Raw genomic sequence first — 19,144 nt, 5'->3', positions numbered from 1 at the left:
CCACTCGTTTATGCGCGGCAACGCAAAAAATAATCACGGTGGCTCGTGAGATATTCTCATCGTCAGGGTACCCGCGTCAGAGGCGGCGTAAACTAGAATGCAGTCCGGTAGAGTGCGCTCGTGAAGTAATATCTCTAACTTCAGCATGAGTTATCTTCCCATGTGGGATTTCATTGCGGCCTTTGAGGGGAGATCAACCTCGCCGTCGGTAGTATCGATTGCCGGGACTATGCGCCCGCCCCCTTGCTGAGAGGTGATCTCAATTCTGCAGTAAAGAGCGAAGTAGTGAGGGCCTGCAGCTGTTCGCGACCGCTGATGATGAGTCAATCGATGGCGATCGATTTCAATCTCAAGCCATCGAGCCTCATTGCTCATTGTGAGCGCCAACCGGTTCCGATGACACCAGAGCGTGATCGTTCTATTTTGAAGCGTATCCTGAGTTGGCGAGATAGTTCGCGCATTCTTGCGGATTGAAGGTGTTGAAAAGGGTTCCGACCCTGCGCCATGTCGCTTCGACGGTTCGCTCGGCCGCTTTGCGGAGGAGGGTTTTCAGCTTGGCGAACATCTGCTCGATCGGGTTGAGGTCCGGACTATGAGGCGTGCGCAGAAGGTCTGGTCGGCTCGTCCCCGCGTCTGGTGAACGCGGATCACTGCCCTGCCTGCAGCTCCTCCTCGACGATCAGGGCTTCGTTGGGCCCCCATAGGGGCCACCGGCGCGCTGCCCGATAGGCGATCCGCTTTTCGAGCTGCTCCTCGCCGTACCGGGCGGCGAACATCGTCGCCATCATGTGTTCGCGGTCGAGCAGCGTCACGTCGGCAGCGGACGCCTTGGCGGCCCATCCGTCGCACCAACTCGTCCAGGCGCGCAACATCGCGCGCTTGCGAGCGATGGCGGGATCGGAACTGTAGAATGCTCCAGTGACATCGGTTGTCTCGGTTCCTTCCATGTGGTCCAGAATGATCTTTGCCTCGCTTTTGGCGAAGCCCAGGTCTCTCTCGCCGTAGGTCGCCAGTGCGTACCGGATGGCATGCGGTGTCCAGTTCACGCCGGGCATCACATCCAAATAATCGTTGAACAGATCCGACGCCGCATGCGGCCGGTCGGCTCGGGCCGTCTTGCCGACGGGAAACAGCCAGCCGTCGCCGCCCTCCGCGTTCACCAGCGCTTCGAGACGTGTCACGGCCTCGGCTGCGAAGCCTACGACGGGGACCAGATGCGATCGACGGCCACGCTTCGTCCCGGATTTTCGGAAGTAGGGCGGGATCAGCCAAGCATGCTCGCTGGTGTACATCGGCATCGTCCGGAAGCGGCTGTCGTGGGCGCCGGTGACGGTGCGCCGGCGCTGGCACGTGCCGATGAGCAGCTGCAGGCCGAGGCCAATGCGTTCCGGGAGGAAGCCGGAGCGGGCGATGAGGAGGGCGCGGCCGATCTCGATCTCGGGCGGGGCATCTCCGTTCTCGTCGTCCTCGTCAAGTGCCTCGCCCTTCTTGGTCGGCTGACCGATTTCGGCGCGGGTAGGGGGCGGAGCCTTTAGCTTGACCATGACGCCGTCCGCGACGTTCGACTTGTCCTGCTGGGCCGGCTCCGACAGCCAGGCGAAGAACCGCTTGACGACACGTGCCACGCCGGCGGCCATCGATTCTTTGCCTCGCCGGTGGATATCCTCGATCGCAGCGGCCATCTCGTTGCGCTTGATAGTGGCCACCATCCGACCCTCGAACCGCTTCAATTCGGCGGGCTGCAGCTTTCCGCGGTAGTCGCGCAGGGTGTCGCCGCGGTTCGTCCGCTCGACCTCAGCCAGAAATCGAGTCCTTGCGTCCTCCCAGGTCCACGATGCCTTGGGACGCGCCGCATCGGCCTTCTCCTGCGCCACCGGTGACAAGCCCGTCGAGAGCGCGCGCACGAAGGATTCGGGATTGTGCCCCCGGCGGGCCATCTCGATCACGCGCGTTGCCCGCTCTCGGGCTGTCTGAAGGGAAACGCCTTCAATGTCCTCGTCGCCCTCGATGGCTGGGCCGAGGTCGAACCGGACCTGACGGCCCTGAAGGCGACAGCGGACCGACCATCGGACCGCCCGCGGTTTCACGCGTAACTCCAATCCCGTCACCTTCGCGTCTCTGATGTCCTCCCGGCCACCGTCGCGGTGCTTACGGAAGGCGGCTTTGAGGACAACGGCGGTGATAGTCTTCGGCATCTGGGTCACACGGTTAACTGGGTCACAACTGGGTCACAGTCGCCGCAAACCGCGCAATCGGCAAGCGGAGGCCCGCCGCTGCTGTGGAAATCGAGGAAATATGCTTAAAACGTTGGATTTTCTGGGAAGTTAACTGGCTTTAGCTTCTCTAGAATACTGTTCCGAGGAACTGATTCTTGCCAAGCGCGCTAACTGTAAATCAGCCGTCTTATGACTTCGAAGGTTCGAGTCCTTCTTCCCCCACCATCTTCACATCATTGACGAATTGGCCCTGCGGGGCGGCGGCTTGTCAGCAATCCTGTAAGCAATTCCATTTTCGGTGTTGTTCGCTTCAAGCAGCGCATATTTGCCTGGTTCCGAACGCGCCTGCCTAATTCGATTTGGGGTCCGACGGTGGCTTCCGCAGGCTGGCGGTCTCGGGATCGAAGCCAATAGCGTAGACGTCCAAGACGCCAGCTTCACGCAGCTTCCGTAGCTCGCTCGCCGTCTGATCGAGGGTCTGTACGGTTCCGTAGCAGACCTTCTCCGGCTGCCCGTGAGGGGTCCCGTAGATACTGTAGGCCACGACTGAAGCACACCCCGTGATTGCTGCGAAAGGTTTGCAAACGCTACCGCAGTCATTGGCTTGTTGTCTATAAAAATAGACAACTTGTTGGCGGGCGGCTGCATCAACACGTGTGGCCGAAGACTTGCGCAGATGGGTCATGACCGTGGTGGTGCTAAGCTCGCTCACGCATGCACGCTTCTCATTGGTTCGTCTGACAGCCACGAACACACCGCGGCTGGAACTGCTCCGGCTATCGCAACGGACACATCGAAATGTGGTTGGCCCATGTTGCGTGCGACAAGCTCGGCCAGGATAGCCGCTACCGGCATCGTCGCGATGAGCCGCACGTAAAGCGGCTGGCCGGAAAGCGCCCAGTCCACTCCTGCCGTCAACCAAGCAGGAATGACGGCGAGCACATACGCAATTCCCACCAGCCACGCCAGGAACCCGATGTCGGGAAAACCATCGCGCAACAACTGATCGGCTGTGATGTAGACGAACAGCACGAGTGGCGGAAACAGCGTCGTGAAAACGAGTAGTCGCTTCATAAAATCATCTCCAAGATCTTTTCGTCTGACTTGGAGAAGTTTTCGTTCAACTTTCTCAGTCGCATGAACTCAGCGTTGCACGGCCGTGCGACCGGTGGCGTGCACCGCCGAGCCCCGCCATCCTTATTCGGGAGCGCGGGAGCCTAGCCCTTGATGTTGCTTTGATCGATGAAGCTTCAGATCCGCTTGCCGCGTCCTCCAAAGAACTGAGCGCTATGCCCCGTGTTGAGCCGGGCAAGATCGAAAATGCCGTTTCGAAAATTGGGTGCGAAACACGCGTGTGGCGATCTCTGCCGCTCCCAGAGCGATAGTCATTCTGCATCGTGTTTCCGGATCTTATGGAATTATGTTTCCCGTTTTTCAGCGTCCGTAGAACTTCCTCCTTAAATCATGCGTCAACTGGACCGCTTCTGAAACTGCCAGTAGTAATCCGGCGTCATCACCTCAAAATCACGTTCGGATCATTCGATGTTTGCGCTCCCGGTTATCGCGGGTTTTGCGATTGGCGCCGTTTTCGGCGTGGTCGGTCTGCTGAGCGGGTTCTGCCTCATGAGCAGCCTGCGCGACTGGTGGACGCATGATGATGGGCGGAAGATCCGCAGCTACGCGCTGGCGGTTGCCGTTGCCGTGTTCGGCACGCAGTTCATCGCCGGCACCGGCGTGGTCGAGATCGCGAAGTCGCTTTATCTGCAACCATCATTCTCGGCGCCGTTGATCTTCGTCGGCGGGCTGTTGTTCGGCTTGGGCATGGTGTTGTCGAATGGCTGCGCGTCGCGTGCGCTGGTGCTGCTGGGCAAAGGCAATCTACGATCGCTGGTCGTGATCGCGATCATTGGCGTTACCGCGCAGATGACATTGAAGGGCCTGCTCGCGCCGATGCGGCTGTCGATCCTGCAATGGACGCAGACGACGCCTGGGGTGAATTCTCTCCCGTCGCTGTTCGGAACGCTCGGCCTGTCTGACGCGACGGCGCGCGTCGTAGCAACTTTGATTGTCGGCGTTGCGCTGTTGGTCTTCGCACTGTCGCATCGTGCGTTCCGACGTTCGCCGGGGCAACTCGCGGCCGGTCTTGTGATGGGCCTCCTGGTGATCGCCGGCTGGCTGACGACCGGTTGGCTTGGTGCCGATGAGTTCGATCCGATTCCGGTGGCGTCGCTGACATTCGTGTCGCCGGCTGCCGATACGCTGCAATTCATCATGCTGTCGACCGGCATGACGCTGAATTTCGGCATCGCGCTGGTAGCGGGTGTGTTCGTCGGCAGTCTTCTCACGGCCTTGCTAACCGGACGCTTTGAGCTTGAGGGCTATACGTCGGCGCGCCATACGGGCCGTTCGATGGCAGGTGCCGCGCTGATGGGGATCGGCGGCGCGATGGCCTATGGCTGCTCGATCGGGCAGGGGCTGACAGGTGTGTCCACGCTCGCACTGCCATCCTTCGTTGCGGCTGCGGGTATCTTTGCGGGCGCTGCAGTTGCGATCCGCGGCCTGGCACTGCGTCCTGTGTTTGCGACGCAATAAATCCTCTCTAGTCCGCTTCGTTAGTTTGATTGCACCGGCGCAGGGCGATTGCTAATCAATCCCCTGATCGTCAGAGGTTTTGTGCGCAATGAAAAAGCGAGGACTGTTTTTCTGTTTGTCGGTCCTTGCGCTGATGTCATTTGCAACGGGCGCGGTCACTGCGCAGACACGGCCCGCCAAGCAGGATGCCGCGCCGGACAAGCCCTTCGCCGAGCATTTCATCGCCTTGCAGCTGTCCGATTCCGATCCGAAGAAAGAACGCCTCGTTCTCAGCGTCGCCAGCAATCTCCTGAAAGCCTATGGACCGGACAAGGTGGCGGTTGAAGTCGTCACCTTCGGTCCCGGCATCGATCTGTTGCGCGACACCAACGAACACCGCGCACTGGTCGATAGTCTGGTCACTCAAGGCGTGCGCTTCAGCGTCTGTGGCAACACGCTGGATACGATCGAGCGGGACACCGGCAAGCGGCCGGCGATCAATCCACATGCGGTGGAAGTGCAGGTCGGCGTCGGCCATCTGCTGGATTTGACAGAGCGCGGTTTTACGATCGTGCGTCCCTGAAATTGTATGTCCCTGAAAAGGAGTTTTGAGATGCGATCATTGTTGAGATCGATTGCCGGAGCCGTCCTGTTGTCGCTGATCACGTTGTCCGCTTATGCAGCAGGCGCGAAGGAGCATCGCGTCGCCATTCAGGTCAGTCAGAACGATCCCGCGCTGATGAATCTGGCTTTGAACAACGCAACCAATGTCATGGAATTCTACAAGGCGAAGGGCGAGGACGTTCAGATCGAGATCGTCACTTATGGGCCAGGTCTGCACATGCTGCGCGACGACACGTCGCCGGTGAAGGACCGCATCAAGCAGATCGTCGATGCCAGCTTTCCGTCCAGCGTCAAATTCATCGCCTGCGGAAATACCAAAGAGGGCATGGAGAAGCGCGAGGGCAAGGCTATCAGTGTCGTATCCGAGGCGACGGTGGTGCCATCGGGCGCGGTTCGGCTGATCGAATTGCAGGAAGCCGGCTGGAGCTATCTCAAGCCTTGAGTTTGATCACTTCGACGGCGGCGCTTTCCACGCCAGCAGCATCCAGTTGCGCTGGATGAGGTCGCGCGGCGAGCCATCGACCAGGATCGCAATGCCGATGCGCGCGCCAAGTATCATGCCGCCGACGGCAATCGGCCAGGACAGCGCCAGCATCGATCCCGCGGTGATGCCCTGACCGATGGTGCAGCCGCCCGCCAGAATGCCGCCGACGCCCATCAGGCAGGCGCCGATAAGATGGCGGCGCATTTCGTGATCGTCGTCGAAGGCTTCCCAGCGCAGTTCTGCGGCCAACCACGCTGCGGCCCATGCACCAGCAATGACGCCGAACACGCTGCCGACGCCGAAATCGGCGAAGTTCGCGACATTCAGAACCCCGGCATACAGTGCTTTTCCGATCGTCGATACGAATGTCAGGCTTTGTGGGCGGGGCGGGCCAGCGAAATCGTCGTTCAATCCCACCGTGACAATCCAGCCGGCAATCGTGAGTAATCCGAGTGCGACACCGGCAGTGAGCAGGCGCGGCGCGCGGCGCAGGCGTTTGTCGCTGAGTGCCAGCCAACAAAGGCCGCTGCCGATAATGATGGCGAGCGGCACGCGCAGATCGCGGCCGGTCGCTTGCGTCAGCAGCGATGCAAAGTCGGAGCGTATGCCGTCTGGCATCCGGATCGCTAGCTGCTCAAGCACGCTAATGCGAAGATCGGCGAACAGTCCGCGCAGAGTGGCATAGGCCGTCGCGCCCAGCACGAGGATCACGATCAGGCTCCTGAGATCGCCGGTGCCGACCCGGACCAGCGAGCCGAAGCCGCAAGTGCCGACCATCGCCATGCCGGTGCCGAACATGATGCTGCCGATGACGATCGCAATGAGGGGCAATGCAATGGGAACGTAAGTGGTGTGTTCGGGCGCGAGAAAGCCGGACAGGATCAGCGCCTGCGTGCCGAGCACGGCGATACCCAGCGCCAGCCCAAAGATCTTCAGGCGGCGATTGTCACCGCCCATCAACGCATCTTCGATCGCGCCAAATGTGCAAAGGCGCGCGCGTCGCACGGCAAATCCCGCAGCAACGCCGATGGCAAAGCCAGCCAGCGCCGATAACCAGGCAGACATGTTCTGCATGGATTTCCTCCCGATGTGAGGAGCGCTGGCCTTACGGGCCGCGCGCCTCCGCCTGCCGGATCGGCGGCGTTATTTTTTCTTGGTCGGCGCCGGTGTGGCGCAGAAGATATCGTAGATGACCGAGATGACGCTTCGCACGTCGTCATTGGCCAGGCTGTAATAGATCGTCTTGCCGTCGCGGCGGGTCTCCACCATGCCGTCGTAGCGCAGACGCGCGAGCTGCTGCGATACGGCCGACTGGCGCAGCGACAGGATGTTTTCCAGTTCGGACACCGACCGCTCCCGCTCCGCTAGCAGGCACAGCAGCAGCAGGCGGTTTTCGTGCGAGATCGCTTTGAGGAAATTGCTGGCCTTGCGGGCCTTGCGCATCAACTGGTCGAGTTCGGGCGAATACTCCGCGCCGTCGCGCAGTTCGTCTTCGAGTTCGGATGGGATGATAGAAGCCATGGCAGCGTGCGTGTCCCGCGAATGTTTGAAGAGGATCAGGAACGATTGGCGTTGGGCTGTGAGGTAGTCAGTCTGGCCGCATACTTTCCGAGCAGGCTCCAGAAGGATTCGTCGTTCATGTAACCGGTGATGCGGCCGATCTCGCGGCCGTTGTCGACGATCAGAAAGGTCGGCGTGAAACGCACAGGCGACGCCAGTGCGACGCCCGGCGATTTGTCGCGGTCCATATCGATGCGGCGCAGCGGTAGAAGCTTGCCTTCGTCGGTCCTGTCATAGACCGGCGCGATCTCGCGATTCCAGCGCGCGCACCAGACGCAGCCGTCACGCTCGAACATCAGTAGCTCGGACGCATCAGCGATGCGCGGCGACAGCGCCGCAGTCATCACCAACAAAGTCGCGATCAACGAGGTTTTCAGAGGCAATTTCCACGTCATGTGTTACATATACACGAATTCGAATATTTATGCCAGAACCGGATCCGCCGTCGTGTCCTCAATCTCGTTCCTTGGTGCGCTGGGCGCAGGGCTGTTGTCGTTCCTGTCGCCATGCGTTCTGCCGCTGGTGCCGCCGTATCTCTGCTTTCTGGCAGGCGTCAGCCTGGACGAACTCGACGATCGCGGTGGTCAGACCGGCTGGCGCCCGAACGGACGCGTGGTCGCATTGTCCTTCGCGTTCGTGCTGGGTTTCGCCACGGTCTTTGTCGCGCTGGGGGCGTCAGCGTCGCTGATCGGCAAGGCGATCACTGCCTATTTCGATACGCTGGCCGTCATCGCCGGTCTGCTGATCGTCATTCTCGGACTTCACTTTCTCGGCGTCTTCCGGATCGGGCTGTTGTTTCGCGAAGCGCGCTTTCAGGCGGTGCGCAGACCGGCGGGCTTTCTTGGCGCCTATCTGGTCGGCCTCGCATTCGCCTTCGGCTGGACGCCCTGTGTCGGGCCGGTGCTGGCGGCTATTCTGATGGTCGCAGGTGCTGAAGGCGCACCGGCGCAGGGTGCACTTCTGCTCGCGGCCTATGCGATGGGGATCGGCATTCCCTTCATGCTGGCTTCGCTGTTTTCGGGGCCGTTCATGCGGCTGATGGCGCGGCTGCGTCAGCATATGCTGGCTATCGAGAAGGTGATCGGCGCCGGCCTTGTCCTGACTGGTGTTCTGTTTTTGACTGGCGCAATGCCGCGCATTTCAGGTTGGATGCTGGAGACCTTTCCGGCCTTCGGCACCATCGGATGACGCGGGATCGGGAGGATCGAATGTCCAAGCGAGAGTCCATAACTGGCGTGATCACCAGACGGCATGCGCTCGCGGCTATCGGCCTCGGTGTGGTCGGGTTACGCGCTGCATCTGCATCGGCAAAAGCAACGCTCGGCGATGACGGGCTCTATCAGATGGACTGGTATCTGGAGAGCTTCCTCGATCTCTCCGAGGATCTGGCGGGTGCGAGTGCCAAGGGCAAGCGCTTCGCCATCATGTGGGGGCTCAAAGGCTGTCCCGCCTGCAAGCGCATGCATGAAAGCTACATGACCGATCCGAAGATCGAGACCTATGTCCGCGACAATTTCGAGATCCTGCATCTCAATCATATCGGCTCACGTGAGGTAACCGATTTCGACGGTCGCAAGCGTGGCGAGAAATCGTTCGGCGAATCCTACGGCATTCGCTTCACGCCGACGATCCAGTTCTTTCCGGAGACCGTCGCGGGACTGGCATTGAAAAGCGGACAGGCGCGGGAAGTCGCGCGCATGCCCGGGCTGCTGGAGCCGAACGAGTTTCTGGCGATGTTCCGCTACGTGCGCCAGAAGGGCTACGAGACCGCGACGTTCCCGGAGTGGCTGAAGAAGCAGGCGTAGGCGCGCTGTCGAACTAGAAATCCAGCTTGTCCTGGATCGCGGCAATGCCCGCCTTGGCGCAGGCCTCGTCGGCATCGCCACCCGGCGCGCCCGAGACGCCGATGGCGCCCAGCATCGCGCCGCCGCCTTCGATCATCATACCGCCACCGATGATCACGACACTAGGCAGGTTGCGCAGTCCGGCCTGCATCATGCCGGGCTGGCTGATCGCATTGAGTTCGGTGGTGCTGTTGCGAAAGGTCGCGGAGGTCCATGCCTTGCCGGTCGCCGTCGGTGGCGTGTGCGGCCCGGCAAAGCGGTCGCGCAACAGGACTTGCGGCGTGCCAAAGCGATCAACCACGGCAACCGCCACCTGATAGCCGCGCTTCTGGCAGTCGCTCAGCGCCGCACGGGCGGCGTCGAGCGCCAGCTCAAGTCCGAGGGACTTGTAACCGACGACAGGTTCCTCGGCTCTCACTGCAGATGATGCGAGCATCGACAGGACGACGGCAAACCACACGTTTCTCTTCGTCATATCGATCCACTCCCGGTTCGCGTTACTTGTTCACCGGCGATTCCGGATCGAACAGGAAGGCCACGATATCCTTGATCTGCTGTTCGCTCAGCACCTTGTTGACGCCGAAGCGCGGCATGTTCGAGCAGGCGAACATGGCTTGCGAGTCGTAGACCTTGGTGAAGGCGTTCTTGATTTCCTGCGGATCGTATTTGCGGTCCTTGCCGTAATTGGTCAGGCTCGGGCCGAGCGTGCCGTAGCTGACTTCCTTCTGTTCCATCTGGTGACAGGCGTAGCAGTTGCCGCCGGCAACGGTGTCAGGCGGATCCGAGAACTGGCCGCCGCGGCCGTTATTGGCGATCTTCGCGCCTTCCTTCCAGTTGCCAAGGAATTTGCCGTCGGCGGGATAGACCACCCGCGCCATTTCGCGCGCGATGATCTTCTCGGCCTCGGCGCTGGGCACCTCGTTGTGATAGGCATTGCAAGTCTTCAGCGTTTCGTCCGGCTCGATGCGCGCCTGCCACTCCGGCGGCGCCTTGCCGAAGGTGGATTTCATATAGGCATCGACGAGCGCTGGATCCGGCGCCTTGGCGGCGGTCTGCGCGTATGTGGTCGTGGTGAGCGAGCCTGCTGCGAGAACGAGCGCGGCGAGTGTCAAAACGCGTTTCATCCCGGGCTCCTTATCGCTTGATCGACGGAACGTTGAGTTCGCCGGCCGCCGCTTGTTTTTGCAGGAAAGAGGTGAGGGCGGTCAGTGCGTCCGAGCCGTATTCCGGCACGGGCCAGCGCTGCTGGCGGAAGCAATCCCACAGACGATGCTGCATGGTGCGCAGCGCGCCCTGCGAGACGCGATAGGTCGGCCAGCCGCCCATGGTTTCCTGCGCCGGCTTGCCGGGCTTGGAGAAGTTCGGCAGTCCCTGCAGCCGGATGCGCTTGCCTTCGTCGGCATGGCAGGTGGCGCAGGAGAAATCATTGACGCCGCCGCGGCGGTAGAACAGCGCTTCGCCGACCGCCACCATCTCCTGCTCCTTGGGATGACTCAGCGGAATGTCGATCTTCATGCCATTCGATTTGTTGGCGATGTAAGCGACGAGGTCTTCCATGTCCGACGCACGGCCCGGGCCTGAAAAGCGCCGCGCGACGACATCCTTGGTATCGAGTCCCTGAATGTTCTGCATGCACCACAACAGGCGCTGCTCAAGGTCCATGACCTTGTCGGCATCTGCAAAGTAGCGCGGCAATTGCGCGAAGGCGCCTTCGAGCTTGCCGGCGCCGAGACCGAGATTGCAGGTTTCCAGCGAGACGTTCTTGCTGCCGCGGGCTTCGCCCCACAGCGCTTCGCCGCGATCGACGGCGAGATAACCGGGATTGGACATCGGGTCCGAGATCATCTCGCGATAGCGTTCGATCTCTTTCTCGCTGGCGTCTTGCGCATGACTGCCGAAGCTCCCCGCGCAGAGTACCAGAATGGCCGCTGCTGCTGACCGAATGACGGTCTTCCTCATCTGTCCCCTCCCACATCGCCGTCTCTGCGGCACTTGTGCATTTCAGATCTTTACATTCAAGAAAAAGAATATAATGATATGTCCCAGATAAGATAGATCAGACTTGGAATCGTCAAGCGATACTATTGTAAAGGGATTGCTCAAATCCCGCAGGAGGAAGCACTCATGATTTTGAAGTCGGTCGAGAAGACCCGTCGCGAAACGCTGGCCATGGCCGCGATCGCTGGTCTCGCAGCAATCCTTGCTCCCAGACTATCGCTGGCCGATGAGCAGGCCGTCGCCGCCGAAATCAAGAAGCTATACGGCGACAAGAAATTCGAAAGCGGCAAGATCAAGCTCGACGTGCCCGAGATCGCCGAAAACGGCCTCGTGGTCCCGGTCAATGTCGATATTGAAAGCCCGATGACCGATGCCGACTACGTCAAGTCGGTGCATGTGTTTGCCGAAGGCAATCCGTTGCCGGCCGTCGTCAGCTACCGTTTCACGCCGGCTTGCGGCAAGGCCTCGGCCTCGACGCGCATGCGTCTTGCGGAAACCCAGAACATCGTCTGCATCGCCGAAATGTCCAACGGCAAGCTGCACATGGCGAAGGCCAATGTGAAAGTCACGATCGGCGGTTGCGGCGGCTAGTCGCGCAGCTTCGTTCACAGAACAGATTTATCAGGCGAGGACTTTCCCATGGCAACCAAACCAACCCCGCGCGTTCGCGTTCCGACCCAGGCCAAGCCGGGTGAACTGATCGAGATCAAGACGCTGATCTCTCACGAAATGGAATCCGGCCAGCGCAAGGATGCGGCCGGCAAGGTCGTGCCGCGCAAGATCATCAACAAGTTCACCGCCGCCTTCAACGGCAAGACGGTGTTCGAGGCCGACTGGAATCCTGCGATCTCGGCCAATCCCTATCAGTCGTTTTTCTACAAGGCTGCCGAGTCCGGCGAATTCACCTTCACCTGGAAGGATGACGACGGCTCCGATTATGTTGCGACCAACAAGCTGACCGTGGCCTGACGGATTGCAGACTTTGTATTGCAGATCCTGAATTGAAGATCCTGGATCTGACGTTCTTCTGAACATTCACCCTTCCATACCGGAAGGGATCATAGGTGGATCATGATATCGAGGCGGGATTTCCTGCAAGCGACGGCGGCTGCGTCTGCGCTCACGATCGGAAGCGGCCTTGGCCCGCTCGGCCGCGCGGCGGCACAGCAACGCCTGACACAGGCCGACATCCTGCGGTTCGATCCGCTGGGCACGGTGACGATCCTCTATGTTGCCGATACACACGCGCAGCTGATGCCGCTGCACTTCCGCGAGCCGTCGGTCAATCTCGGCGTCGGCGAAGTGAAAGGCATGCCGCCGCATCTCACGGATGCCGAGTTTCGCAACTACTTCAAGATTGCAGCCGGTTCCGCCGATGCCTTCGCGCTGACCGCCGATGATTTCGTGGCACTCGCCAAAAACTACGGCCGCATGGGTGGCATGGACCGTATCGCGACATTGATCGGCGCGGTCCGCGCCGAGCGCGGCGACGACAAGGTGCTGCTGCTGGATGGCGGCGACAGCTGGCAGGGAAGCTGGACGTCACTACAGACCAAGGCGCAGGACATGGTCGACGTCATGTCGGCGCTGAAGCTCGACGCCATGGTCGGGCACTGGGAATTCACCTACGGCGCCGAGCGCGTCAAGCAGATCGCCGATAGCGCGCCGTTCGCCTTCCTCGCGCAGAACATTCGCGACAACGAATGGCAGGAGCCGGTGTTCGAGGCGCGCAAGATGTTCGAGCGCGGCGGCGCTACTATCGCGGTGATCGGTCAGGCGCTGCCGCGCACGGCCGTCGCCAATCCGCGCTGGATGTTCCCGAATTGGGAATTCGGCATTCGCGAAGAGGATATCCAGAAGCAGGTGGATGAAGCCCGCGCTGCCGGCGCCTCCATCGTGGTGCTGCTGTCGCATAACGGTTTCGATGTCGATCGCAAGCTGGCTGGCCGCGTGAAGGGGCTCGACGTTATCCTGACGGCGCACACCCATGACGCGATGCCCGGCCTGATCAAGGTCGGCAATACGGTGCTCGTCGCCACCGGCTCGCACGGCAAGTTCGTGTCGCGCCTCGATATCGAGGTGAAGGACAAGAAGGTCTCGGATGTCCGCTTCAAGCTGATGCCGGTCTTTGCCGATGCCATCAAACCTGATGCGGCGATGACTGCGCTGGTGGAGAAGGTGAGGGCACCTTTCGCGGGGGATCTGGCGCGCGAGATCGGCAAGACGGATTCGCTGCTGTATCGCCGCGGCAATTTCAACGGCACCTTCGACGATCTGATCTGCAACGCGATGATGTCCGAGCGCGATGCGGAGATCGTGCTGTCGCCCGGCTTCCGCTGGGGCGGCACGCTGATCCCCGGCGATGCGATCACCTGGGAGCAGATCACCAACGCCACCGCGATCACCTATCCGAACTGTTATCGCAACCAGATGACCGGCACCCAGATCAAGGAAGTGCTGGAGGATGTCGCCGACAACATCTTCCACCCCGATCCTTATTTCCAGGGTGGCGGCGACATGGTCCGCATGGGCGGCATGGGCTACGCGATCGATATTTCCAAACCGATGGGATCGCGCATTTCCGGGATGACCCACCTGAAGTCGGGCAAGCCGATCGAGGCCAGCAAGACCTACACGGTCTCGGGCTGGGCCAGCATCAACGAGAACACGCAGGGACCGCCGATCTGGGACGTGGTCGCGGCGCATGTGGCGAAGGTCTCAACCGTCAGAATCGAACCCAACACCGCCGTCAAGGTGACCGGGGCCTGATCGCAGGCCCTTGCATTGCAGAGATACGAAAGCTGGTCGCATGACTGATCGAACCTCAACCGAAACGCTCAATCGCCGCCGCTTTCTCGGCGCGGCAGGCCTGGCCGGTGCCGGCGCGGCATTGTCGGCGATTCCGGCGCTCGCGGGTGAGACGGCGAAATCCGAAGCGCTTATTACGGACGTGCAGGACTGGCAGCGCTATCTCGGCGATGGCGTCGACAAGCATCCCTACGGCACTCCCTCGAAATTCGAGAAGAATGTGATCCGCCGCGACGTACCGTGGCTGACGGCGTCTGCTGAATCGTCGGTGAACTTTACGCCACTGCACGACCTCGACGGCATCATCACGCCATCCGGTCTGTGCTTCGAGCGGCATCATGGCGGCGTCGCCGAGATCAATCCGGCAGATCATCGCCTGATGATCAATGGGCTGGTGGACAAGCCGCTGGTGTTCACCATGGATGACATCAAGCGGATGCCGCGCGTCAACAAGGTGTACTTCCTCGAATGCGCCGCCAATACCGGCATGGAATGGCGCGGCAGCCAGCTCAATGGCTGTCAGTTCACCCACGGCATGATCCACAACGTGATGTATACCGGCGTGCCGCTGAAAGTGTTGCTGGATGAGGCCGGGCTGAAGCCGAATGCCAAGTGGCTGATGCTGGAAGGCGCCGATTCCGCCGGCATGAACCGTTCGCTGCCGATCGAGAAGGCGCTGAGCGATGTCATGATCGCTTTCGCGATGAACGGCGAGGCGCTGCGTCCGGAACAGGGCTATCCGCTACGCGCGGTCATTCCCGGCTGGGAAGGCAATCTGTGGGTCAAGTGGTTGCGTCGTATCGAGGCCGGCGACCAGCCGTGGCAGACTCGCGAGGAGACGTCGAAATATACGGATCTGCTGGCCGATGGAAATTCCCGCAAGCATACATTCGTGATGGATGCGAAATCGGTGGTGACCAATCCGTCGCCGCAGGCGCCATTGAAGCACAAGGGCCGCAACGTGCTGAGCGGGCTCGCGTGGTCCGGGCGCGGCACCGTGAAGCGCGTCGATGTTTCGATGGATGGCGGGCGCAACTGGCAGACCGCGCGCATCGATGGGCCGGTCTTCGACAAGTCCGTCGTGCGCTTCTATGTGGATTTCGACTGGACCGGACAGGAGCTGATGATCCAGTCCCGCGCCATCGACTCCACCGGCTATGTGCAGCCGTCGAAGGACGATCTGCGCAAGGTGCGCGGCGTCAATTCGATCTACCACAATAACGGCATTCAGACCTGGCTGGTGCGTTCGGGCGGGGAGACTGAAAATGTCGAAATCGGCTAATGCCCTGACACTGGTGCTGGCGGCATGTCTGCTCGGCGGCACGAGTGCGCCAAGCGCTGCCCAGCAGATGGCGGGCCGCGACGTGGTCAAGCCCTCTGCGAAGCTCGGGCTGGGGCGGGCGGCCACTGCTGAGGAAATCGCGGCTTGGGACACCGACGTGCGGCCGGACGGGCGCGGTCTTCCGGTCGGCAAGGGCACTGTGAAGCAGGGTGACGATCTGTTTCAGGAGAAGTGCGCGTCCTGTCACGGCGAATTCGGACAGGGCGTCGGTCGATGGCCGGTGCTTGCCGGCGGCGCCGGGACATTGAAGGCGGATCGGCCGGACAAGACCGTCGGCTCGTTCTGGCCCGATCTGTCCACCGTGTTCGACTACATCAAGCGCGCGATGCCCTATGGCAATGCGCAGTCGCTGACCAATGATGAGGTCTATGCGCTGACGGCTTACATTCTCAGCATGAACGATATCGTCAAGAACGAGAAATTCGAACTCAACGAGAAGAATTTTACGTCGATCAAGATGCCGAATGCTGCAGCATTTTTCGAGGACGACCGCGAGACGTCCGAGAAACATTTCTGGAACAAGAACCCGTGCATGAAGGATTGCCGGCCGGCGCCGAAGGTCACCGGGCGGGCCATGGCCATCGACGTCACGCCCGACGGCAAGTCCGGCCCCAAGGTCGAGTAGCAGGCGAGGGCACTCGTCTTTGGCACGATGGCTCACACACCATAACCATCACTACATTTGAGGTTTGACCAGGATGACGTTCCGCTTTCCGCTGCTCGCTCTGTCGCTCGTACTGATGACAACGGATGCCATGGCGCAGGATGTTGCAGCCGGGGAGAAGTCCTTCAACAAGTGCCGCGCCTGTCATCAGGTCGGCGAGACCGCGAAGAACACCGTGGGGCCGATCCTGAACGGGTTGTTCGGGCGTAAATCCGGCACTATTGCGGGCTATAATTATTCCGACGCCAACAAGAATTCCGGCCTGACCTGGGATGAGCAGGTGTTCACCGACTACATCAAGGACCCGAAGGGCAAGATCCCCGGCACCAAGATGAGCTTTGCCGGCATCAAGAACGAGCAGGAGATCAAGGATCTCACCGCGTTCCTGAAGCAGTTCGCGGCGGATGGCAAGAAGGGCAGCTAAAGCGCTGTCACTTCTTAAGCGGCCCTGATGCTCGCCAGGAAGCGGTCGACTTCGTTGCGCAGCACTTCCGATTGCGACGGGAGTTTTGTCGCTGAGCCCAGCACCTCCTGCGCAGCAGAGCCGGTCGTGGAATGCCCGACGTCACGCTTCGTCGTGCCCGATCCGAAATGATGCCTTGCATCTGGCGTCACCAATCCATCACAAAAACAATAGTAAGGTACGGGATGATCGGGGGCGCCCGATCGTGGGGTTGAACGAAGTTGCGCGTTTTGGGGTGTTGCGAGGTGTGTTCGCGCAAGGCGACAACGCGAAATGTCTGCCCGAAACCCTTACGGCAGTTCCGGGTGCTCGCTCTCTGGTTCAATATCCTGGCTTCGATCATTCTCCCCAGTGCGGCGTTGTCGGATACGCCTGCGCGGGACACCGAATTATGGTTCGATATTCCGTCACAGCCACTTGGGTCTGCGCTCGAAAAATACAGCGCGGCGACAGGTATCGTTGGTCTTTATCGCGGCAATCTTGCTATAGGGCGCATGTCGAAGGCGGTCGCGGGCCAGTTTACCCCTGCCGCCGCTCTCTTGTTACTGTTGCAGGACAGCAATCTCATTGTTGAATATGCAGCGCCCAATGCCTTTGTGATTGTTCCAGCGCGAGATGAAGCCCCGGTGATGAAAGCAGCGTCGTCCATCGCCTATGCTGCGCTATCACAGCAGGACACCCTGCAGCAGCGCTATTCCGGGCTGTTGCAGGCAAAGATCAATGATTCATTGTGCGCACAAACGGAAACCCGGCCCGGCGACTATCGCATTGCGTTCAGCTTCCGAATCGGCACGGAAGGAAATATCCTGCAGTTGAGGCTGCTTGGATCTTCCGGTACCGACCGGCGCGACCGTGCCATCGTGGGCGCCTTGCAAGGAATGGTTGTCGGCGAAGCGCCGCCAGCGCCGATGGCGCAGCCGTTCACGATGATCATTCTGCCACGGTCGGCAGGCGGCACAGTGGAATGTCGTTCGGTCGAAGCCGGTCAACGCCATGGGTGAGAGGCCGGATCCGCTTGGTGATGACGAGCTTCCCTCCGGGCAGAACGTGTCTGCGTTGGCGGGGTTGCAGACGCTTCTGATCGACCGTTATGGCGATCTGAAAATGCGCCTCGCGCGTCGTCTCGGCTCGCAAGAGTGGGCGGAGGAGGCGCTGCAGGACACTTATCTGCGGCTCGGCGCCGCCGAGATTGTCGGCACGATCCGGAATCCGACAGCCTATCTGTTTCGCACGGCATTCAATATTGCCGTCAACCGCCTGCGCGCCGAAAATCGTCGTCTTTCGGCATCTGACGTCGAAGACCTGCTTCACATCGCAGACGATGCGCCGAACGCATTGCAGATATTCGAGGGCAGGGCCGACATGCTGCGGCTCAAGGGCGTCATCGCGACATTGCCGCCGCGCCAGCGCGCCATCCTCCTGGCGGTGCGCCTGGAAGGTTTGTCCCGACAGCAAATCGCGGAGCGTTTTGGAATTTCGACCAGCATGGTCGAGAAGGAATTGAGACAGGCACAGGAATATTGCGCCACGCGCTTTGGCCGGAAGAAGGCCTGAGATGATGGTCGAGACCGAACAGGACGCGGGCGAACTGTCGCCGCTGGATCGTGAGGCTCACGCCTGGGTCAGGCGACTGACGTCGGGGGAGGCCACTGCTACGGATGCAACGGCGCTTCGGCAGTGGTGCGGCCGGAGCGCCGCACATGCGGCAGCGTTTTCAGCGGCGAGCCAGTTCTGGCAAGCCTTGGGTCCTGTCGGTGAGAGTCTGGCTGCGGATGAACGAGCCGCACTCGCGCGGCCGCGGTTCGCGCGCCCCGGGATTATGGGACGCCGCGCATTCATTAGCGGCGCGCTGGCTGCCTCTGCGGCCGGGGTGCTGATCGCCCGTCCTCCACTGGGGCTATGGCCGTCTTATTCCGAACTGCAGGCTGATTTTCGGACCGGTGCCGGCGAACGGCGCCAGATTTCCGTCACCGACGGATTGTCGATCGACATGAATGCCCGAACCAGCATTTCCATCGCCGCCGATGCGATCGAATTGATTGCCGGTGAAGCATCATTCGCCATGCCCGACGACAGCTCAAAGCGATTCAGCGTCGTGGCGGGGACAGGCAGAACCTCAGCGGTCAATGCTCATTTCGATGTTCGCCATACGGGCGCGATGATCCGCGTGACATGTCTGGCAAATGAGGTTCAGGTCGAACATCCCGACCGCACCGTCATGCTCGGGCCACGACAGCAGGTGAACTATCGCCCCGATGCGATTGAAGATGTGGTGACGATCGACCCCGCGGTGGCTTCGGCCTGGCAACGCGGATTGATGATCTTCAACATGACCCCCCTCGCTGAAGTCATCGACGAGCTGAACCGTTATCGTTCCGGCCGGATCGTTCTGATGAATGCGAGCCTGGCACAAAGCCCGGTCAACGGCCAGTTCAAGATCGACCGCCCCGATGACGCATTGGCGCAGATCGAGCTGGGCTTCGGCGTGCGCCGACGAACCTTGCCGGGCGGATTGATCCTGCTCAGCTGATGGGACGGCGCGGTTGTAATCGCGTCACCGCACAAGCTGA

General features: G+C 60.8%; 22 protein-coding genes and 1 pseudogene. 14 read left to right on the top strand and 9 right to left on the bottom strand.

What is annotated here, in order from left to right; translation table 11 throughout:
* Positions 1-418: 418 nt before the first annotated feature.
* The 3 genes and pseudogenes from CHC01_RS33070 to CHC01_RS13360 all read right to left on the bottom strand — a co-directional run.
* Positions 419-595: pseudogene (locus CHC01_RS33070) on the bottom strand (IS630 family transposase); the annotation flags it as partial.
* A gap of 52 nt (positions 596-647) precedes the next feature.
* Positions 648-2,195 (bottom strand): site-specific integrase family protein, encoded by a 1,548-nt coding sequence (locus tag CHC01_RS33065; protein WP_244558354.1) that lies wholly within the window; start codon positions 2,193-2,195, stop codon positions 648-650.
* 729 nt (positions 2,196-2,924) lie between these two features.
* The gene (locus tag CHC01_RS13360) at positions 2,925-3,290 is read right to left on the bottom strand and encodes a hypothetical protein (protein ID WP_089264805.1); all 366 of its coding nucleotides are present in this window, start codon (positions 3,288-3,290) and stop codon (positions 2,925-2,927) included.
* 468 nt (positions 3,291-3,758) lie between these two features.
* Here CHC01_RS13360 and CHC01_RS13355 point away from each other — a divergent pair, with 468 nt between their 5' ends.
* From CHC01_RS13355 to CHC01_RS13345, 3 genes are all read left to right on the top strand, one after another.
* On the top strand, positions 3,759-4,808 hold the full coding sequence (locus tag CHC01_RS13355; RefSeq protein ID WP_089264804.1) for a YeeE/YedE family protein: 1,050 nt from the start codon (positions 3,759-3,761) through the stop codon (positions 4,806-4,808).
* A 133-nt stretch (positions 4,809-4,941) separates the two neighbouring features.
* The gene (locus CHC01_RS13350; RefSeq protein WP_244558353.1) at positions 4,942-5,370 is read left to right on the top strand and encodes a DsrE family protein; all 429 of its coding nucleotides are present in this window, start codon (positions 4,942-4,944) and stop codon (positions 5,368-5,370) included.
* A gap of 30 nt (positions 5,371-5,400) precedes the next feature.
* Positions 5,401-5,853 (top strand): DsrE family protein, encoded by a 453-nt coding sequence (locus CHC01_RS13345; protein WP_089264802.1) that lies wholly within the window; start codon positions 5,401-5,403, stop codon positions 5,851-5,853.
* A 6-nt stretch (positions 5,854-5,859) separates the two neighbouring features.
* Here CHC01_RS13345 and CHC01_RS13340 read toward each other — a convergent pair whose 3' ends face one another.
* From CHC01_RS13340 to CHC01_RS13330, 3 genes are all read right to left on the bottom strand, one after another.
* On the bottom strand, positions 5,860-6,969 hold the full coding sequence (locus CHC01_RS13340; protein WP_089264801.1) for a YeeE/YedE family protein: 1,110 nt from the start codon (positions 6,967-6,969) through the stop codon (positions 5,860-5,862).
* Between the two features lie 69 nt (positions 6,970-7,038).
* Entirely contained in the window at positions 7,039-7,416 is a 378-nt protein-coding gene (locus CHC01_RS13335) for an ArsR/SmtB family transcription factor (protein WP_068731992.1), read from the bottom strand.
* A gap of 35 nt (positions 7,417-7,451) precedes the next feature.
* Positions 7,452-7,850, bottom strand: coding sequence for a thioredoxin fold domain-containing protein (locus CHC01_RS13330; RefSeq protein ID WP_176454582.1), 399 nt, complete (start codon positions 7,848-7,850; stop codon positions 7,452-7,454).
* On the opposite strand from CHC01_RS13330, the gene CHC01_RS13325 reads away from it, so the two are divergent.
* Both CHC01_RS13325 and CHC01_RS13320 read left to right on the top strand, forming a co-directional pair.
* Positions 7,849-8,643: a cytochrome c biogenesis CcdA family protein gene (locus tag CHC01_RS13325; protein WP_176454581.1), complete on the top strand. Its 795-nt coding sequence runs from the start codon at positions 7,849-7,851 to the stop codon at positions 8,641-8,643. The two genes, CHC01_RS13330 and CHC01_RS13325, sit on opposite strands and share 2 nt — an antisense overlap.
* Before the next feature lie 20 nt (positions 8,644-8,663).
* On the top strand, positions 8,664-9,260 hold the full coding sequence (locus CHC01_RS13320) for a SoxW family protein (RefSeq protein ID WP_089264800.1): 597 nt from the start codon (positions 8,664-8,666) through the stop codon (positions 9,258-9,260).
* A 13-nt stretch (positions 9,261-9,273) separates the two neighbouring features.
* On the opposite strand, the gene CHC01_RS13315 is transcribed toward CHC01_RS13320, so the two are convergent.
* Genes CHC01_RS13315 through soxA form a run of 3 tightly spaced genes read right to left on the bottom strand, consistent with a single transcriptional unit; the run spans position 9,274 to position 11,258 of the window.
* Entirely contained in the window at positions 9,274-9,774 is a 501-nt protein-coding gene (locus CHC01_RS13315) for a GlcG/HbpS family heme-binding protein (RefSeq protein WP_089264799.1), read from the bottom strand.
* Positions 9,775-9,796: 22 nt separating this feature from the next.
* Entirely contained in the window at positions 9,797-10,423 is a 627-nt protein-coding gene (gene soxX, locus CHC01_RS13310; RefSeq protein ID WP_089264798.1) for a sulfur oxidation c-type cytochrome SoxX, read from the bottom strand.
* A 10-nt stretch (positions 10,424-10,433) separates the two neighbouring features.
* Positions 10,434-11,258 carry a sulfur oxidation c-type cytochrome SoxA gene (soxA, locus tag CHC01_RS13305; RefSeq protein WP_089264797.1) on the bottom strand — a complete coding sequence of 275 codons (825 nt, stop codon included), beginning with the start codon at positions 11,256-11,258 and terminating at the stop codon, positions 10,434-10,436.
* Positions 11,259-11,423: 165 nt separating this feature from the next.
* Between soxA and soxY the strand changes: the two genes are divergently transcribed.
* From soxY to CHC01_RS13255, 9 genes are all read left to right on the top strand, one after another.
* Entirely contained in the window at positions 11,424-11,888 is a 465-nt protein-coding gene (gene soxY / locus CHC01_RS13300) for a thiosulfate oxidation carrier protein SoxY (RefSeq protein ID WP_068732003.1), read from the top strand.
* Between the two features lie 48 nt (positions 11,889-11,936).
* Positions 11,937-12,266 (top strand): thiosulfate oxidation carrier complex protein SoxZ, encoded by a 330-nt coding sequence (gene soxZ / locus CHC01_RS13295; protein ID WP_089264796.1) that lies wholly within the window; start codon positions 11,937-11,939, stop codon positions 12,264-12,266.
* Between the two features lie 102 nt (positions 12,267-12,368).
* Positions 12,369-14,066: a thiosulfohydrolase SoxB gene (gene soxB, locus CHC01_RS13290; protein WP_089264795.1), complete on the top strand. Its 1,698-nt coding sequence runs from the start codon at positions 12,369-12,371 to the stop codon at positions 14,064-14,066.
* Positions 14,067-14,106: 40 nt separating this feature from the next.
* Positions 14,107-15,387: a sulfite dehydrogenase gene (gene soxC / locus CHC01_RS13285; RefSeq protein ID WP_089264794.1), complete on the top strand. Its 1,281-nt coding sequence runs from the start codon at positions 14,107-14,109 to the stop codon at positions 15,385-15,387.
* Positions 15,371-16,072, top strand: a complete 702-nt coding sequence (locus CHC01_RS13280; protein WP_089264793.1) for a c-type cytochrome — start codon at positions 15,371-15,373, stop codon at positions 16,070-16,072. The genes soxC and CHC01_RS13280 overlap by 17 nt, the downstream gene beginning before the upstream one ends.
* A 73-nt stretch (positions 16,073-16,145) precedes the next feature.
* Positions 16,146-16,535 (top strand): c-type cytochrome, encoded by a 390-nt coding sequence (locus CHC01_RS13275; protein ID WP_089264792.1) that lies wholly within the window; start codon positions 16,146-16,148, stop codon positions 16,533-16,535.
* Between the two features lie 344 nt (positions 16,536-16,879).
* Positions 16,880-17,575 carry a TonB C-terminal domain-containing protein gene (locus CHC01_RS13265; RefSeq protein WP_089264790.1) on the top strand — a complete coding sequence of 232 codons (696 nt, stop codon included), beginning with the start codon at positions 16,880-16,882 and terminating at the stop codon, positions 17,573-17,575.
* Positions 17,568-18,128, top strand: coding sequence for an RNA polymerase sigma factor (locus tag CHC01_RS13260; RefSeq protein ID WP_089264789.1), 561 nt, complete (start codon positions 17,568-17,570; stop codon positions 18,126-18,128). Before CHC01_RS13265 ends, CHC01_RS13260 begins: the two co-directional genes overlap by 8 nt.
* Position 18,129: 1 nt before the next feature.
* Positions 18,130-19,104 carry a FecR family protein gene (locus CHC01_RS13255; RefSeq protein ID WP_244558352.1) on the top strand — a complete coding sequence of 325 codons (975 nt, stop codon included), beginning with the start codon at positions 18,130-18,132 and terminating at the stop codon, positions 19,102-19,104.
* Positions 19,105-19,144: the final 40 nt, after the last annotated feature.

This window comes from Tardiphaga sp. OK246 (genome assembly GCF_900188215.1).
In the GTDB taxonomy this organism is placed as follows: domain Bacteria; phylum Pseudomonadota; class Alphaproteobacteria; order Rhizobiales; family Xanthobacteraceae; genus Tardiphaga; species Tardiphaga robiniae.
The sequence above is the reverse complement of the archived record's forward strand: the minus strand, read 5'-3'. Positions and strand labels throughout refer to the sequence as shown.

Coding starts and splice junctions, on each gene's coding strand:
- CHC01_RS33065 (WP_244558354.1), bottom strand. CDS start 2,195: ATGCCGAAGACTATCACCGCCGTTGTCCTCAAAGCCGCCTTCCGTAAG.
- CHC01_RS13360 (WP_089264805.1), bottom strand. CDS start 3,290: ATGAAGCGACTACTCGTTTTCACGACGCTGTTTCCGCCACTCGTGCTG.
- CHC01_RS13355 (WP_089264804.1), top strand. CDS start 3,759: ATGTTTGCGCTCCCGGTTATCGCGGGTTTTGCGATTGGCGCCGTTTTC.
- CHC01_RS13350 (WP_244558353.1), top strand. CDS start 4,942: ATGTCATTTGCAACGGGCGCGGTCACTGCGCAGACACGGCCCGCCAAG.
- CHC01_RS13345 (WP_089264802.1), top strand. CDS start 5,401: ATGCGATCATTGTTGAGATCGATTGCCGGAGCCGTCCTGTTGTCGCTG.
- CHC01_RS13340 (WP_089264801.1), bottom strand. CDS start 6,969: ATGCAGAACATGTCTGCCTGGTTATCGGCGCTGGCTGGCTTTGCCATC.
- CHC01_RS13335 (WP_068731992.1), bottom strand. CDS start 7,416: ATGGCTTCTATCATCCCATCCGAACTCGAAGACGAACTGCGCGACGGC.
- CHC01_RS13325 (WP_176454581.1), top strand. CDS start 7,849: ATGTGTTACATATACACGAATTCGAATATTTATGCCAGAACCGGATCC.
- CHC01_RS13330 (WP_176454582.1), bottom strand. CDS start 7,850: ATGACGTGGAAATTGCCTCTGAAAACCTCGTTGATCGCGACTTTGTTG.
- CHC01_RS13320 (WP_089264800.1), top strand. CDS start 8,664: ATGTCCAAGCGAGAGTCCATAACTGGCGTGATCACCAGACGGCATGCG.
- CHC01_RS13315 (WP_089264799.1), bottom strand. CDS start 9,774: ATGACGAAGAGAAACGTGTGGTTTGCCGTCGTCCTGTCGATGCTCGCA.
- soxX (WP_089264798.1), bottom strand. CDS start 10,423: ATGAAACGCGTTTTGACACTCGCCGCGCTCGTTCTCGCAGCAGGCTCG.
- soxA (WP_089264797.1), bottom strand. CDS start 11,258: ATGAGGAAGACCGTCATTCGGTCAGCAGCAGCGGCCATTCTGGTACTC.
- soxY (WP_068732003.1), top strand. CDS start 11,424: ATGATTTTGAAGTCGGTCGAGAAGACCCGTCGCGAAACGCTGGCCATG.
- soxZ (WP_089264796.1), top strand. CDS start 11,937: ATGGCAACCAAACCAACCCCGCGCGTTCGCGTTCCGACCCAGGCCAAG.
- soxB (WP_089264795.1), top strand. CDS start 12,369: ATGATATCGAGGCGGGATTTCCTGCAAGCGACGGCGGCTGCGTCTGCG.
- soxC (WP_089264794.1), top strand. CDS start 14,107: ATGACTGATCGAACCTCAACCGAAACGCTCAATCGCCGCCGCTTTCTC.
- CHC01_RS13280 (WP_089264793.1), top strand. CDS start 15,371: ATGTCGAAATCGGCTAATGCCCTGACACTGGTGCTGGCGGCATGTCTG.
- CHC01_RS13275 (WP_089264792.1), top strand. CDS start 16,146: ATGACGTTCCGCTTTCCGCTGCTCGCTCTGTCGCTCGTACTGATGACA.
- CHC01_RS13260 (WP_089264789.1), top strand. CDS start 17,568: ATGGGTGAGAGGCCGGATCCGCTTGGTGATGACGAGCTTCCCTCCGGG.
- CHC01_RS13255 (WP_244558352.1), top strand. CDS start 18,130: ATGATGGTCGAGACCGAACAGGACGCGGGCGAACTGTCGCCGCTGGAT.